The sequence below is a fragment of the Rubneribacter sp. genome (assembly GCF_965361815.1).
Genome location: NZ_CBDTNW010000064.1, coordinates 1 through 14,583 on the forward strand (window position 1 = coordinate 1; position 14,583 = coordinate 14,583).

The window sequence follows — 14,583 nt, forward strand, 5'->3', positions numbered from 1 at the left end:
CGCGCACGCGTTGCCGAGGACGTAGAGGATCCAAAGGACGCTGTCCCACGCGGGGCGGGCGGCCATGGTGTAGCTGTGGGCCATGACGGCCACCAGGACGGCGCACACGGCGACCGACGCCCAGCACAGCCACTTCGGGACGGTGGCGCCGTCGTCGCTTCGGCGCATCACTATCAGGTACGCGACGGCCACCACGGCCAGGACCACGACGGCGATCAGCTCCTGCGTGATGCCGGAGGTCAGGTGCCCGAAGCCGTTGAAGATGCGCTCCCAGTGCTCCAGGTGGGAGAACACCGCGATGCCGCCCGCGGCCAGAAGCACAGCACTTGCCACCCACGCCGGCGTCTGCGACTTCTTGGCATGCCCGCCGGCAGCCAGCAGCGCCTGCGTCCCGAACAGCCCCGCGCTCCACGCAACCAGCGTGGTGAACAAGATCAAAGGCCATTGCAGCTCCATGTCACTCCCCTCCCTGCCAGGCGCTCTTGCGCAGGATGTAGCGGAACGCCGGGTTGTTGCCCACGTTCGGCAGCGCGTGCACCTGCGACTCGTCGAACTCCTCGCAGAACTCCCCGAGCGTGGCGCGCGTGGCGCACATCTCGTCGTAGGAAAGCCCCACGAACACGTTCGGGCTGGGCTCGTCGTAAGAAACGAACGATTCGATGCCTTGGTCGAGGTCGCCGAACCAGCGCGCATGCCCGCCGCAGTTGATGACGCACTGCGGCAGCTCGCCCTGTGCGACGCGCTGCTCGCACAGCGTGCATTTCTCCACCACGCGTTCGGTCTCGTTCAAATAGCGCACCCCGTAGGGGCAGGCCATGGCGCAGAACTGGCACCCTATGCACTTGGACTTGTCGATCTGCACGGTCCCGTCCTCCAGCTTGTGGGACGCGCCCGTGGGACACACGGCCACGCACTCGGGCTTCTCGCAGTGCTGGCAGCCCACCGGCAAAAAGTACATCTCCACGTCGGGAGACACGGCTCCTTCGTACTTGGGATTGGGTCCCACGCGCATGACCTTGTTCCAATAGTTGCCGATAGGCACGTCGTTGACCATCTTGCACGCGGTCATGCACGCCATGCAGCCCACGCAGCGCTCGAGGTCGGTGACAATCGCGTATTGCGTCATGATGCGAAAACCTCCCACTTCTTGGAATCGGCCTGGATGTCGGCGAACTCCTCCGCACGCGACGGATCGGCCTTGATCTTGTCGATGCCGGCCTTCCACGCCTTCAGGCGCGGGTCGGACGCGTCGTGGATGATCTCGGTGCCGTCGGTTCCGCACGGCACCGGGTTGCCGAACGGCGAGTTCTCCGGCGTGGCCTTGTACACCTTCACCGCGTAGGCGCGCAGCTGGGACGAGCCGTTGAGGTAGTCCTGCGCGTGCGGATCGCAGATGCAGTTGATGCTGCACAGGTCGAAACCCTTCGTGGCGGTGTTGAGCTCGGGAAACCACCAGGAGTGCTCGCAGTTGATCACGCCGGGCTTCACACCATGGAACAACTCGGCCACCTGGCGTATCTTGCCGTGCGGGCTCTCAATCCAGATCCAGTCGCCCTGCTTGATGCCCAGACGCTCGGCGTCGTGAGGGTTGATCTCGGTGCGGGGCGCGGGCCAGATCTCGCGGCACCACGGCAGCTGCCGATGCTCGTTGTGGAAGTACACGGGAATGCGCCGCCCGGTGGTCATGTTGAAGGGGTACTCCTCGAACCGCTCCGGCGTGCTCACCGGCGAGATCGGCGGCTCTTGGTACGCCGGCAACGCCGTGAACCCGTGCGTCTCCTCCGGCACGACGCTCTCCATGATGGTGGACCAGAACTCGGCCTTCATCGTGGGCAGCCCGAACCCGGGAACGCCCTCGGCCTTGCCAGCCGTCTGCGCGCTGCGCCCGTTGCGCAGATACCCCATGAGGAAGCGCCGGTAGGTGCCCCACTCCTCGGGATACACCTCCTTGGCGCACCACCAGCCGTGCTCCTGGAAGGCGTCGTAGAACTCGGCCCACGTCTCCACCTTCTTGCCGTTGTAGGTGAGGTTCGTCTTCTTCACGTTAGCGTCCAGCATCACGGTGGCGTCGCGGTCCCACGGATCTCCCGTCGCCGGATCGTAGGCGGGCACGCCCTTGGCCTTGTACACGCCGCACTGCACGTCGTTGTCGAACTTCACGTCGCCGATGGGCTCGATGCAGTTGCAGTTCGCCCCAAGCCCGCCGTGCGCGCCCTGCGCGCCGCGCAGCCAACCGGGAATCTCAAGCCAGTGCATGACCGGCATGAGGATGTCGGCCGGACGGCTGCCGGGCGTGTGCCACAGGTCGTAGACGAAGTAGAAGTCCAAGCCGCTGATGGCCTCGAACGCGTCGGTGGCGTTGCTCTGGTTCATGAAGTCGCCGGCCGCGCACCAACCCGCCTTGATGGGGTACGGCTTGCCCGTGCGCATGGCGTCGTTCGCACAGCGCGCGTCGGTCCACACGTCCCACCATTTGGTGAGCGGAAACTCGTCCACGCCCAAAAGCTTGGCGCGCGTGTCCAGCGTGGACGCCTCCATGGTGGTCATCGACGCCTTGTAGGGGTTCTTCGCGTTCTTGTCCGAGTACAGGGGAAACGACGAATTCCAGCTGTGACGCGTGTAGGCGCGGTTGCCGCCGGGGATGTCGTAGTTGCCCGTCATGAAGAACAGCAGGTAAATAGCGCGGAACGTCTGCGTGGAATTGCCTGTCTGCTCGGGCGCCAGCTGCGCGTTCAGGCCGCCGTTGCCCACGCGCGAGTCGATGCGCGTGGCCCACGCCAGGCACGCCTCCTCGATAAGCCCGGCGTCCACATCGCACACCTCGGCCGTCTTGTCCAAGGTCCATTCGGACACGCACGTGTCCCAGTAGGTCTGCCACACGGTCTTGCATTTCACCGTGCGCCCGTCTTTGAGCGTGACGTCGAAGCCTTCGTCGCACCACAGCGCCGGATCGGCGTAGGCCGAAAGGTCGGGGTAGTCGGGCACCCAGCCGCCGCGCTCGAACTCCCATCCGGTCTCGGGGATGTCGAAATGCTCCTGGCGCTCCCACATGCCGCCGTGCTCGGCGTTGTCCTCGTCGGCGTCGAAGTACGTGAGCGCGTTCGTAGCGTTGTCCCATACCATGAAGTGCCGCGGGTTGCCGCCCTCCACCAGATCGGACTCTTTGAGCAGGCACGTCTTCACGCGCAGGCCGTCGGTGACGTTGCCCTTGACGCCCGTCCAACCGCTCGGCTCCACGTCCTCGCACACCAAAAACGGCGCGTTGCTCCAGTACTTCACCAGGTAGTCGTCGTAAAGCTCCCGATCCATCACAATGTTCGTCCAGCCCAAGGCAAGCGCCTGGTCGGTGCCGGGACGCAGCGGAATGTGGTAGTCGGCCGAGTGGCCGCAGTTGCTCACGCGCGGGTCGATGCTGATGAAGCACTCGGCACGCTGCGCGGCCTCGTTCGCCGTACGGCAGCTGTCATCGTAGTTCGACTGCGTCTGATCGGTGCCCCACTGCACGTACACCTTCGGATAGTCGCCCACCGTCATCCAGTATGCGCCGTTCTCTATGGTGAGCGCGCCCACCATGCGGCGCGGGCCCTTGCAGATCTGCACGGCGGAATGGCCGTTGCAGCAGTGGTACAGGTCGCGGATGGCAAGGCCGCTCGCCCACATGCGGCTGGTGCCGCCGTAGTTCACCAGTCCCAGGTCGCTGTACTTGTCAACCGTCTCGTCAAGCTTCTGCACGATGGTCTGGAACGCCTCGTCCCAGCCGATACGCACCCAGCCCGGATCGTCCTCGCCCTTGGGGTTCGTGCGCTTCATGGGGTAGCGCAGGCGGTCGGGGTGGTACGCCGCTTGTATGGATGCCTGCGATTTCGTGCAGCAGTTGCCGTTGGAGTGCCAGGCGCTGTCGTCGCCTTCTATCTTCACGGCGCGGCCGTTCTCCACGGTCACCCACACGCCGCACTCCATCTTGCCGCAACCGCGGCACGCCGTGCGGATGCGCTTGACCTCGCCGCCTGCGGGCGGCGCGTCCGTTTCCGCCAGCGCCCGGGGCGCCACCTGCGCGGAAAGCGCGGCCGCCGCGCACGCCGCGCCCGTCAGCTTGACGAAGGCGCGCCGCGACATGTTGATGCGTGTGCCCATCCTGCTCCTCTCCTTCTCTCGTCAAAACGCTCCCGAAGCGGCTGCGCCATCGGGGCGCGATCCCCGCCGCAGCCGACTGCTCCGAGCCGACGTTTTGGAAGGTACGGACGAAGCGGGTGGAGAATCAACGACCGCTGCGGATGAAACCCGTCATACCGCGCATGGTGGTACGAATTTCATCCTCGGATGCGCCTGCGCCGACCCCGCACGTGCGTCGGCGAAGCGCGGCAGCCTCTATAATGGAAAACGTCAGCCGCAGGGGAAAGGGGTCCTGACCATGCTTTTCGCATCGACTGGAACGCAAGGGGAACGGAGCACGCCCGCGGTGGCCGAGCAGCTCAAGCTCATACCGGGCGCCGCGCCGGGAGCCGTGGGGCTGGCGCTGTGCTTGTGCTCGCTGGAAGCGCATCGGTTCCCCGTGGTGCAGCAGGTTTCAAGCGAGTCGTCCACCCTGTCGACCACCGTCGCCGTGCTCGCGCTTGTCGCCCTGGCGCTCTACTACCGGTTCGCACGCACGAAGGTGCTGCGCAAGCCCTCCGTGGTGACAGCCGTGGCCACGGCGGGAACGCTGTGCCTGTACGCCTACTACGCGCTCGGCGGGACGGAAGGCGACGCCCCCTTCGCGGCGAAAGCGACGCTCGGCCTGTTCTCGGCCATCAGCGCGACCATCGCCGCCGCTTGGGTGGAGAACCTGTACGGCAAAAGCCCCATCGCCGCCGCCTGCCTGTTCATCGCGGCGCTGCCGCTTGTGTTCTGCCTCCAGTCCCTTGTGGGGCTCCTCACCCCCTCGGTGGCGAAGGGAACCTCGGCGCTGTTCCCGTTCATGTCGGCCGTGTTCCTCATGCTGTTCCGCAAATCCGACCGGTTCTCGCTGCCCCTCTCCGGCCGGTCGGCAAGCGACCTCTTGGAGCGCTCGGGCAAAACGCCCGCCCAAACGCGCAAGGCCCTCATGATCGTGGGCGTGGCCGTGTTCTGCTTCGGCGTGTTCTTCTCCAAGATGCACGCCGGGTGGCTTCCATCCCAAACCAGCTGGGGGGCCACAAGCATCCAGATAGCCTCCGCATCGGGGGCGCTCGTTGCGGGAGGCATTCTGGCGCTGGTCGATCCGCTGCCGGGCAAGCGCAACGGCGTGCTTGTCTGCGAAAGCCTCATCCTCGTGTTCGTGCTCCTCTCCATCTACCTGTCCACGTTCACGACGGGATCGTTTGCCATCCTGTACCTCGTGCCACTCAACACGTCGCAGAAGGTCATGCTCTACCTGCTGTTCTACGCCTGCTTGGCCGCGCCTCGCGTGAGCGCCCGCATGACCGCCTTCTGCCTGTTGTTCGCAAGCTTCCGCGCCGGGTACCCGCTGTTCCACGCCGTAACCGACGCCGCCGAGCCCCTGTACGGAACGGTGGTGGAGGACCTGCTGTTCATTGTGGCGCTAGCTGTGGCCGTGGGGCTTCTGGTGCTGGTCATGGCCGTGCCGTCGCTCCTTCCCGTCCAGCATGCCGCCTCCCCCGAAGAGGAGCGCCCCGAAAACGCGCAGGACGACCCCGTCCCTTACAAGGAAATCGCCTTCTACTTCCTATTCGGGCAGAAGTACGGCCTCACGCAGCGCGAGGTGGAGGTGCTGCCGCTTCTGGCTGCCGGACGCAACGCCAAAGCAGTGGCCGACGAGCTGTACGTGACCCAGGCCACGGCGAAAACCCACTTGCGCAACATCTACGCCAAGCTGGACGTGCACACGCAGAAGGACCTGGTGGAGCTGGTGGACCGCGAACGACGCTCGCTGCTTGAGCAACTGCCCAGTTGGTACGTGAAGCGATGAGCCGCGCGGGCGGGGGCCGCATGGGGCGGAGCTGCACGGGATCCGGCCGGCGTAGGCCACGCCGATGGCGGTCCAGCGGAAGGCCCTATGCTGGACCGCCGTTGACACGGCCCTCGCCGGAGGCGGCTCGGCGGGAGCCGCACGCAGGTTGGTCACAAACCGCGCCCTGTGGCACGCGCGGGGCTGGTTTTCCGCCCTCCGCTCCCTCCGCGTCCGGAGAAACACCAGGTCGCGGAAATCGCGCGGCCCGCCGGCGCGCCGGATTGGCCCTCCGGAGTGCCACAGCGCGCCGTTTGTGACCAGCTTGCGGAAGCGCCCCTGTTAAACCGGGATCAACAGAGGCCGGGCCGGCCCGTCGGGCAAAGCCCCGGCCGATCGGGAGGGAGCAGCCCGGCCGGGCGGGAGGGGGCGCCCAATCGGACGGGAAAGGGCGACCCCCGGCTGAACGGGAGGAGCGGCCCCTTCGCCGCGCGAAACGGCATGCGGCGCTTGCCGGGCGAAAGAGCCTCCCGTCCGGCGAGCGCCGCACACGGAAGAGATGCGCAGCATGCGGACGAGCGGGCAGACGGCGCCGCAGGGCGCGCTATCATGGGAGGCGGCAGGAAGTAACGCGAGAGGGGGACCCGCCATGCAGCCGCAGCGTCCGCACCAACCAACCCGCATGCCCACGCGCCGCGTCGCGCCAGGCGGCAAGGCGAACCCCAAGGCCCTCCTCGCGCTCGCAGGCATCGTGGCCGTTGCGGTGGCGGTTGGAGCGGTCGCCTCCGCGCTCCGGGCGCCGGCCGAATCAGCATCGAACGCCGCCGACGGGGCGGCCCCCTCCCCCGCGTCCGACGCCGCCCCCAACACCCCGGCCGAAGGCGGCGAGCAGCGCGTCACCTTCGTTGCCGTGGGCGACAACCTGCCCGACGCCGTCCTGGGCGCCTACGCGGACGCCTGCGCCGGCGAAACGGGCGACGGCCAGTACGACTACCGCCCGCTCTACGCCCATGTGAAACCCTACATCGAGGCGGCCGATCTGGCCTACGTGAAGCAGGAGACGCATCTGGGAGGCGACGACATCGGCCCGCGCGGGTGGCCGTCGTTCAACACGACCGACGCCATGGCCGACGCGGTGGTGGACGCCGGGTTCGACCTGGTGGCATCCGCCTCGAACCACTCCTACGACTGGGGCACCTACGGCGCGGTGGAGCATTCGCGCTCCGTGTGGAACGCCCAGCCCGTCGCCTTCGTCGGCACGGCCTCAAGCCAGGAGGAGGCCGACGCCATCCCCGTGGTCGAGCGCAACGACATCACGTTCGCCCTGCTGGACTACACCTACGGCGTGAACGGATTCGACCGCTCGGACCTGCCGGCCTACGCCGTGAGCTTCATCGACGAGGAGCGCATCCGCGCAGACGTCGCCCGCGCGCAGGAGGCGGCCGATGTGGTGCTGGTGGCCATGCATTGGGGCACCGAGAACCAAACCGAACCCGACTCAGACCAGCTTGCCTACGCCCAGCTGCTTTCCGATTTGGGCGTGGATGTGGTGCTGGGGTCGCACCCGCACGTCATAGGGCCGCTCGCCTGGGTGGAGGGCGCGTCCGGCAACCGAACGCTCGTGGCCTACTCGCTGGGCAACTTCCTGAGCAACCACGACGCGCCCGCGCCCCTCAACGAGCTTGAGGGCATGCTGTCGTGCACGTTCGTGAAGGACGCAAACGGCGTGCGCGTGGAGGATGCGGCCTGGACGCCTTTGGTCAACCACTGCGAGGAGGGCGCCTGGGGCGTGTACGCGCTCGGCGATTACACGCCCGATCTGGCCGCGCGCCACGCATGGCTCGGCGGCCTGGACGATCCTATCGCCTGGCTCGACGACACCAGCCGCACGGTGGTCAACAGCCTGGGCGGCGACTTCCCCGTGGTCGGCACGCCAACATAGCGCGCGACGGCCCGCTGCGAAGGGACGCCGACGCTCCGACCACCCGACGGATGGCAAAGGTCGCTCCAGAGACGCGAAGCGCGCGGACGCCTTCGCAACGAAGCGCCCCGAAAGCGCAAAGCACGATCGAGAAGCTTCCGGACCTCGCCGTCCGGAGAATCGCCGAAGAACGCGCGCGTCAGCCGTCGCGCACGCGCGCGGTTTGCTAGACTGAACCGACACGCATTCCAGGGAATTCCGAGAGAAGGACGCACATCATGCAGATCACGCCGGCGGAGATTGCCGAAACGCTCGCGATGGTGAGCAAGCAGCACCTCGACATCCGCACCATCACGCTGGGCCTTAACCTGCGCGGCTGCACGGACGCCGACATCGACGCCATGGCGCGCAAGGTATACGACCGCATGACGAGCGCCGCCGAGCGCCTCGTGCCCACGGCCGAGCAGCTGGAGCGCGAGTTCGGCATTCCCATTGTGAACAAGCGCATCTCCATCACGCCCGTGGCCGAGCTGTGCGCCGCCACCGACGCGGCGGACCTCACGCCCGTGGCCCAGGCCATGGACCGCGCGGGCAAGGAGGTGGGCGTCGACTTCGTGGGCGGTTTCAGCGCGCTTGTGCACAAGGGGGCGTCCGCAGCCGACATCAAGCTCATGGACTCCATCCCGCACGCGCTTTCCGTCACCGACAACGTGTGCTCGTCGGTGAACGTGGGCTCCACGCGCGCCGGCATCAACATGGACGCCGTGCTCAAGATGGCCGGCATCGTGAAAGCGACCGCCGAGGCAACGGCCGACCGCCAGTGCATCGGCGCGGGCAAGCTGGTGGTGTTCTGCAACGCCGTGGAGGACAATCCCTTCATGGCCGGCGCGTTCCACGGTTCGGGCGAGGCCGACGCCGTCGTCAACGTAGGCGTGTCGGGTCCTGGCGTGGTGCGTGCCGTGCTGGCCGACCTGCCCAAAGACGCCGACCTCACAAGCGTGGCCGAGGCCATCAAAGCCACCGCGTTTAAGATCACGCGCGCAGGCGAGCTCATGGCGCGCGAGGCGTCGCGCCGCCTGGGCGCGCAGCAGGGCATCCTCGATTTGTCGCTGGCTCCAACGCCGGCCGAAGGCGACTCGGTGGCCGAGATCTTAGAGGCCATCGGCGTGGGCACGTGCGGCGGCCCCGGCACCACGGCGGCGCTCGCCCTGCTCAACGACGCGGTGAAGAAGGGCGGCGTCATGGCGTCGTCGTCGGTGGGCGGCCTGTCCGGCGCGTTCATCCCCGTGTCGGAGGACGCCGGCATGATCCGCGCGGCCGAGGCGGGCGCGCTTTCGCTTGAGAAGCTGGAGGCCATGACCTGCGTGTGTTCGGTGGGCCTGGACATGATCGCCATCCCCGGCGACACGAGCGTGGAGGCCATCTGCGGCATCATCGCCGACGAGTGCGCCATCGGCATGATCAACAACAAGACCACCGCCGTGCGCGTGATCCCCGCCATCGGCAAGACGGTGGGCGACCGGTTGGAGTTCGGCGGCCTTCTGGGCTACGCCCCGGTCATGCCCGTGAACCGCTTCGCCGGCACCACCTTCGCCCACCGCGGCGGCCGCATGCCAGCGCCCTTGAACGCGCTCAAAAACTAACACGCGTGGCTATCGATGCTGTTAGTTTTCCGATCATCAGCGCCATTCGAGGACAAATCGTCCATACGATTGGCGCTGATGAAATAACCGCAGAAACCAGACTGTTTCAACTTCCACCTTATATACAATCACGTAGTTCAGCACAAAGTGCTCGCGATACGCACGCCCCTTACGCCCCAAACGCTCTGATACCGCATCGAGAAATGGATTTTCCGCAAGCAAATCTTTGACTACGTCCACTGCACGCATGAGTCGCGCGGCGGCATCGGGAGCATACAAGCTACCAGAAAGATAGGACAGGGCATCGAGCAGATCGGCTTCAAATGCCTCTGTAACGCGAACCTCAAAAGCCATAGCGCTCACGTAGTCTGGCTCTCATATTCTCGTACGAATCAACCCGTCCTTCAACAATATCGCGTTCAGCTTCGTCCAGCTTGGTGCTGACGGGAATGATCTTGCGCTTCATTTCCTGATAGCGAACAATCAAATCTTCCCCCTCACATCCTTGCCCGATGAGATAGCGCAGGATATCAACGGTCACGTCCTCATTATCCACGTCGATAGGCTGGATGAGCAGCCCGTCATCGGTCCATGTAGCAAGCGCATACTCCTTAAACGATCCGCCTTCGTAGAACTTCGCTGGAATGGTGATCTGCCGCTTGCTGGAAATTTTTATGATCTGAGGTTCTGCTAGCGCCGTCGCTCCCATAATTCTCCTATCGCCAAGCGCTTGGTGCTTGGTCCCAAGCATAACATAACTTTACGCTTTTGATAAAGAATCACAATGGGATAAAGTCGTATACGAGGCCCTTCTCCTTCTCTAGGTAGGCGAACAGCTCATCACAATCGAACACCTTGATGGAGGATCGGGCGAAGTCTTTTTGATTGCGCGTGATGATGGCGTCGGCTTTTATTTTGCGAGCGCATTGGTACACGCACGCGTCCTCGAAGTCGTCCCATGCGGAATCGAGCGCCGCGTCAACGTCCGCCTCGGTGAGGGAATATACGCGCAAAGCCCCCCGGAGGGTTCTTAGTTTTTGCTTCGCCTCATCAGCCAAAGAAGAACGTCCGCCCGTCAGAAGATAGAAAGCGTCGGTAATTTGGGACGAACTCATCCCCAGTTCAAACTCATGCAGAAACCCCAGCGTGATCAACTTACTCGCCGACCGGGAAAACGGCTCTCGGTCCATCATGTGGTCAATGGCGATGTTGGTATCAACAAGAAACCGCATCATGCATCACCAGGCTCCATAAGGCCGCGCGCGATGAGACGCTCGCGCTTGACCTCTTTGAGGGTCATGTTCGCAAAACGGTTCGGATGGTCCATTCTCAAACTGTCCACCCAAGCCATTGCCCGTGCTATCTCCTCCTGCGTGTACTGCTTCTGCACGTGCTCCTCGGGAAACGGCAGCTGCCTCTTCTCTATCACGTAGTCATACAGCCTGTTCACCGCTTGAGAGGCGTTGATTCCCAACTGCTCGAGAATGCGGTTGCCCGCCTCCTTCTTCTCCGACGACATGCGCGCCGTCACCATCGCGTCCGCCATGTTGGCACCTCCTATGTTGTACGTACAACATAGTATAGCGCCCCAAGAGCCGGATTTCAAGGCGCCCCCCTGGACTCGTGCTCCGCAACGCACCTCACCTACTTTCGTAGGGAGCCTCCGCCATCCCCAGGTGCTATCCTTGCAGCATCGGCGCGCCGTGCTGCACGAGGCACGAGGAGGGGCAGAGCGCCGATCAAAGGGGAAAGGGTGTTGCGATGGGTCGGCTTCAAGGCGCGTTGGCGGTCGTCGCAGGAGCGTTGACGTACGGCGCCGTCGTGGGGTTCTCCATCATGCAGGGGCTTCTCATTGCGCCCGTGTGCGCCGAGTTCGGATGGTCGCTGCCCTCGTTCTCGCTGCACATCTCCCTCACCTCGACCGCCATCGCTTTCGTCCAGGCTCCGGCCGCGCGGCTGTTCCAAAGGTTCGAGTTGCGAAACGTGCTGGCTTTCTCGGTAACCCTCTCCTGCTGCGTGCAGCTCCTGGCCGTGCTCGCGGACAGCCTTGCGGCCTGGTACGCTTTGGCCCTGGTCCGCGGAGTCGCCATCGGCCTGGTCATCTACCTCCCCCTGCCCGTGATAGCGCGCAGCTGCTCTCCCCGAAGAAGCGGGCTGGCGCTCGGGCTCATGACGGCGGGGTCGTCGATAACGGGAATGCTCGTGTCCCCTTTGTTTCAAACGTGGACGGACCTTTTCGGATGGAGGGTCGCGCAGGCGGCCCTCGGGGCCATCTCCCTTTGCGTTGCCCCGCTTGTCCTCGCCTTCCTCAAAGGCATCCGCCCGAAGGACCCCGAGCAGCGGCTTCGCCGAAGTGCGGCATCTGCGGCCGCCTCGCTTCGACGAAGCCTCCCTGCGGCATGCCTTTGCTTCGCGGGCGCAAGCCTTGCCATCATGTCGGCCATCAACCAGCAGGCGTCCCTCATCGCGCGCTCGGCGGGATTCGACGCCATGCAGTCCGCCACCTGCCTGTCAGCGCTCATGGCCGGCGGCATTGCGGGGAAGATCCTCCTCGGCGCCGTGAACGATCGCTTCGGAACGCTTGCCTGCTCGGCGTTCTGCTTCGGATGCGGCGCCTCAGGCCTCGTCTCCCTCTTTTTGCTCCAAGCCTCTTTTCCGGGGTTTTTGGCCGCATGGGCGGCATGCGGCATCGGCTACGCTGGGCTGTCCGTCGTTCCCGCGCTCATGACGCAATGGTCGTTCGGACCGGAGCGCTTCGATGCCGTCATGCCAAGCGTCGGCGCTTTCTGCTCCGTCGGCGACACTGCGGCACCTCTGTTCTTCTCCCTTTTCCGCGAAGCGACCGGGACCTACTACGGCGCCACGTTCATCTTGGCGGGAATGCTGCTGGCATGCCTCCTGCTGGCCGCAGGACCGCTGAGAAGGAAGGCCGCACACCGCGCCCAAGAAGAAAGAGAGCAGCCATGACCAGCCCTTTCATCATCGAGAGAGTGTCGGACACCCAGCTTCTCGGCATGAGCGCCGTTTTGCAGGTGCAAGACATCCTGTCATGCCGCTCCTGGGAGACGGCCGCAGACGCCGCCGCCCGCGCCATCCAAAACGACTTCGACGCGGCGTCGTTTACGGTGGGCCGCCGCAACGAGCGCGGGCACTTCGTCATGTCGGCATGCTACGAGAACGGCATCTGGTGGGGCGACGAGGTGGGCAAGAGGATACCGCGGACCAGCCTGACCCATTCGGTGGCGTCCGCCCGCAAGCCCATGCTCCGGGAAGTGAAGAGGCCAACCGACTGGTTTCTCCATCGCTACTACATTGGAGTGCCCCTCATCTCGTCTTTTGGGGACGGGAAGATCGCAGGGTCGTTCATCGTGGGACTGCCGGACAAACGGCACTTCAACGACGCCGCCGTGCAGATGCCTGACCGGGTGAGGGCCCCGGCGCGCAACGCAGGAGGGCCCCGGCACGCCGGGGCCCTCCTGCAAACGGCCGTACGAGGCGAAGGCTACGCCGACGCTTCGTCCTTGGCGGCCATCTGACCGGCCAGACGCCCGTTCACCAGGCAGTCGGCCGTGGCGCACGAGCCCAGTCGGCACGCCCCGTGCACGCCGCCGGTGACCTCGCCCGCCGCGTAGAAGCCGGGGATGGGGTTCAGGTCGGCATCGAGCACCTGGGCGTCCATGTTCGTCTTGACGCCGCCCATGGTGTGGTGCACCTTGGGCCAGATGCGGGTGATGTAGTAGGGGCCCTCGCCAAGCGGCTTGGCATCCTCGGGGATCATCTTGCCGAACTCCTCGTCCACGCGCGACTCCACGTAGCCGTTGTAACGGGCGAACTGCGCGCGGAACTCCTCGGGAAGGTTGTACTCGGCGATGACGTCCTCTATGGTGTCGAACTTCTTCGTGATGCCGGCATCCATGGCCGCCTGCAGGTTGTCCTCGAAGTTCCACGTGGGGATGTTCTGCTCGTCCACCACCTGCAGAAGCGGCACGCCGTTGGCGACGATGGCGTCGGAGTACACGCGGCGGTCGGCAAGCTCGTTCACAATGCGCTTGCCCGTCTGCGGGTCGATGCTCATGCCGTAGGCCACGTTCGCATCGATGTAGCTGGGGCCCTTGCCATAGCCGACCTCGTCCGGGCTGCACCACGGGCCAAGCTGGATCCAATCGAGATGCACGGTCAGCGCGCCCGCCTTCATCGCGGCGGCCAGGGCTTCGGCGGTGGCGCCTTCCTGGTTCGTGCAGTCCACGTCCTCGCCAAGGCGCGGATCGTGCTGCATGCGCCAAGCGACATCGCGCCCGAAGCCGCCGCTTGCCAGCACCACGCCCTTGTTCGCCTTGATGAACAACGGGTCGCCGGTGGTGGGATCGTTGTTCTTGGCCTTCTCGTTCACCTGCACGCCCACCATGCGGCCGGAGTCGTCGCGGAAGAACCTCGTCACCATGCGGTTCGTCTTGATGGACACGCCCAGCTCCTCGGCCTTCTCGGCAAGGGGGACCGTGATGGCGGAGCCGTGGCCGAGAGCGGGATGGATGGTGCGCACCGTGTTATGGCCGCCGTAGGGGATGACGTTGATGTTGCCGTCCTCGTCGGTGTCCCACTCCACGCCCAGATCGGTCTGCGTCCACTCCCACGTTTCGTTGGACTTCTCGGCCAGCACGCGGCACTTCTCCTCGTCGTTGAGGCTCAGACCCGCGGCCATCATGTCGGCCACGTACTTGTCCACGGAGTCCTCAATGCCCTTGGCCTTCTGCGCCGAGGACATGCACACGGCGAAGTCACCGTCTGCGATGGCGGAGTTTCCGCCGGTCGTGGCCATTTTCTCCACGATCATCGTGTCGGCGCCGGCCTTGGCCGCCTCGTAAGCGGCGGCAAGCCCCGCGTAGCCCGAGCCGATGACCAGCACGTCGCACTCCTCGTCCCACGACGAGGGCAGGCCCGCCCCTAAGCCGACCGCGCCCGTCGAGCCGGCGGCGTCCTTCGACTGCGGCGCGCAACCTGCAAGTCCCGCGCCCGCGGCCACGGCCGCAGCGGAGCCGATCGCGAACGTCTTGAGGAATCCCCTTCTGTCAAGCGATGCGTCCATTGTCGTTTTT

13 protein-coding genes are annotated in these 14,583 nt (G+C 65.3%); 5 read left to right on the top strand and 8 right to left on the bottom strand.

Annotation, left to right across the window (positions count from 1 at the left end; all coding sequences use genetic code 11):
* The 3 genes from ACWKY3_RS04530 to ACWKY3_RS04540 all read right to left on the bottom strand — a co-directional run.
* Positions 1-456 (bottom strand): DmsC/YnfH family molybdoenzyme membrane anchor subunit (locus ACWKY3_RS04530; RefSeq protein WP_449315231.1); only part of this gene is annotated, 456 nt, incomplete at its 3' end.
* Between the two features lies 1 nt (position 457).
* Positions 458-1,126: a 4Fe-4S dicluster domain-containing protein gene (locus tag ACWKY3_RS04535; RefSeq protein ID WP_449315232.1), complete on the bottom strand. Its 669-nt coding sequence runs from the start codon at positions 1,124-1,126 to the stop codon at positions 458-460.
* The gene (locus tag ACWKY3_RS04540; protein WP_449315233.1) at positions 1,123-4,134 is read right to left on the bottom strand and encodes a molybdopterin-containing oxidoreductase family protein; all 3,012 of its coding nucleotides are present in this window, start codon (positions 4,132-4,134) and stop codon (positions 1,123-1,125) included. The genes ACWKY3_RS04535 and ACWKY3_RS04540 overlap by 4 nt, the downstream gene beginning before the upstream one ends.
* A gap of 277 nt (positions 4,135-4,411) precedes the next feature.
* Here ACWKY3_RS04540 and ACWKY3_RS04545 point away from each other — a divergent pair, with 277 nt between their 5' ends.
* The 3 genes from ACWKY3_RS04545 to ACWKY3_RS04555 all read left to right on the top strand — a co-directional run bounded on the left by ACWKY3_RS04545 (position 4,412) and on the right by ACWKY3_RS04555 (position 9,490).
* The gene (locus ACWKY3_RS04545) at positions 4,412-5,947 is read left to right on the top strand and encodes a helix-turn-helix transcriptional regulator (protein ID WP_449315234.1); all 1,536 of its coding nucleotides are present in this window, start codon (positions 4,412-4,414) and stop codon (positions 5,945-5,947) included.
* 628 nt (positions 5,948-6,575) lie between these two features.
* Positions 6,576-7,868 carry a CapA family protein gene (locus tag ACWKY3_RS04550; RefSeq protein ID WP_449315235.1) on the top strand — a complete coding sequence of 431 codons (1,293 nt, stop codon included), beginning with the start codon at positions 6,576-6,578 and terminating at the stop codon, positions 7,866-7,868.
* A gap of 257 nt (positions 7,869-8,125) precedes the next feature.
* Positions 8,126-9,490 carry a DUF711 family protein gene (locus tag ACWKY3_RS04555; RefSeq protein ID WP_449315236.1) on the top strand — a complete coding sequence of 455 codons (1,365 nt, stop codon included), beginning with the start codon at positions 8,126-8,128 and terminating at the stop codon, positions 9,488-9,490.
* 36 nt (positions 9,491-9,526) lie between these two features.
* Here ACWKY3_RS04555 and ACWKY3_RS04560 read toward each other — a convergent pair whose 3' ends face one another.
* From ACWKY3_RS04560 to ACWKY3_RS04575, 4 genes are all read right to left on the bottom strand, one after another.
* A complete protein-coding gene (locus ACWKY3_RS04560; RefSeq protein ID WP_449315237.1) occupies positions 9,527-9,844 on the bottom strand; it encodes a type II toxin-antitoxin system RelE/ParE family toxin in 318 nt (105 codons plus the stop codon).
* Positions 9,834-10,199 carry a delta-aminolevulinic acid dehydratase gene (locus ACWKY3_RS04565; protein WP_449315238.1) on the bottom strand — a complete coding sequence of 122 codons (366 nt, stop codon included), beginning with the start codon at positions 10,197-10,199 and terminating at the stop codon, positions 9,834-9,836. The genes ACWKY3_RS04560 and ACWKY3_RS04565 overlap by 11 nt, the downstream gene beginning before the upstream one ends.
* A gap of 70 nt (positions 10,200-10,269) precedes the next feature.
* Entirely contained in the window at positions 10,270-10,725 is a 456-nt protein-coding gene (locus ACWKY3_RS04570; RefSeq protein WP_449315239.1) for a type II toxin-antitoxin system VapC family toxin, read from the bottom strand.
* On the bottom strand, positions 10,722-11,036 hold the full coding sequence (locus ACWKY3_RS04575; protein WP_449315240.1) for a type II toxin-antitoxin system RelB/DinJ family antitoxin: 315 nt from the start codon (positions 11,034-11,036) through the stop codon (positions 10,722-10,724). Before ACWKY3_RS04575 ends, ACWKY3_RS04570 begins: the two co-directional genes overlap by 4 nt.
* A gap of 215 nt (positions 11,037-11,251) precedes the next feature.
* Here ACWKY3_RS04575 and ACWKY3_RS04580 point away from each other — a divergent pair, with 215 nt between their 5' ends.
* Together ACWKY3_RS04580 and ACWKY3_RS04585 are read left to right on the top strand one after the other, a co-directional pair.
* Complete coding sequence (locus ACWKY3_RS04580; RefSeq protein ID WP_449315241.1) at positions 11,252-12,457, top strand: MFS transporter; 1,206 nt, start codon at positions 11,252-11,254, stop codon at positions 12,455-12,457.
* Positions 12,454-13,026, top strand: a complete 573-nt coding sequence (locus ACWKY3_RS04585) for a hypothetical protein (RefSeq protein ID WP_449315242.1) — start codon at positions 12,454-12,456, stop codon at positions 13,024-13,026. Before ACWKY3_RS04580 ends, ACWKY3_RS04585 begins: the two co-directional genes overlap by 4 nt.
* Here ACWKY3_RS04585 and ACWKY3_RS04590 read toward each other — a convergent pair.
* Entirely contained in the window at positions 12,993-14,573 is a 1,581-nt protein-coding gene (locus ACWKY3_RS04590) for a flavocytochrome c (protein ID WP_449315243.1), read from the bottom strand. The genes ACWKY3_RS04585 and ACWKY3_RS04590 overlap by 34 nt on opposite strands.
* Positions 14,574-14,583 lie beyond the last annotated feature (10 nt).

Excerpts from the sequence above, each read along its gene's own strand:
- ACWKY3_RS04590 (WP_449315243.1), bottom strand. The coding sequence starts at position 14,573 with ATGGACGCATCGCTTGACAGAAGGGGATTCCTCAAGACGTTCGCGATC.
- ACWKY3_RS04540 (WP_449315233.1), bottom strand. The coding sequence starts at position 4,134 with ATGGGCACACGCATCAACATGTCGCGGCGCGCCTTCGTCAAGCTGACG.
- ACWKY3_RS04560 (WP_449315237.1), bottom strand. The coding sequence starts at position 9,844 with ATGGCTTTTGAGGTTCGCGTTACAGAGGCATTTGAAGCCGATCTGCTC.
- ACWKY3_RS04550 (WP_449315235.1), top strand. The coding sequence starts at position 6,576 with ATGCAGCCGCAGCGTCCGCACCAACCAACCCGCATGCCCACGCGCCGC.
- ACWKY3_RS04545 (WP_449315234.1), top strand. The coding sequence starts at position 4,412 with ATGCTTTTCGCATCGACTGGAACGCAAGGGGAACGGAGCACGCCCGCG.
- ACWKY3_RS04570 (WP_449315239.1), bottom strand. The coding sequence starts at position 10,725 with ATGATGCGGTTTCTTGTTGATACCAACATCGCCATTGACCACATGATG.
- ACWKY3_RS04535 (WP_449315232.1), bottom strand. The coding sequence starts at position 1,126 with ATGACGCAATACGCGATTGTCACCGACCTCGAGCGCTGCGTGGGCTGC.
- ACWKY3_RS04575 (WP_449315240.1), bottom strand. The coding sequence starts at position 11,036 with ATGGCGGACGCGATGGTGACGGCGCGCATGTCGTCGGAGAAGAAGGAG.
- ACWKY3_RS04580 (WP_449315241.1), top strand. The coding sequence starts at position 11,252 with ATGGGTCGGCTTCAAGGCGCGTTGGCGGTCGTCGCAGGAGCGTTGACG.
- ACWKY3_RS04565 (WP_449315238.1), bottom strand. The coding sequence starts at position 10,199 with ATGGGAGCGACGGCGCTAGCAGAACCTCAGATCATAAAAATTTCCAGC.
- ACWKY3_RS04555 (WP_449315236.1), top strand. The coding sequence starts at position 8,126 with ATGCAGATCACGCCGGCGGAGATTGCCGAAACGCTCGCGATGGTGAGC.
- ACWKY3_RS04585 (WP_449315242.1), top strand. The coding sequence starts at position 12,454 with ATGACCAGCCCTTTCATCATCGAGAGAGTGTCGGACACCCAGCTTCTC.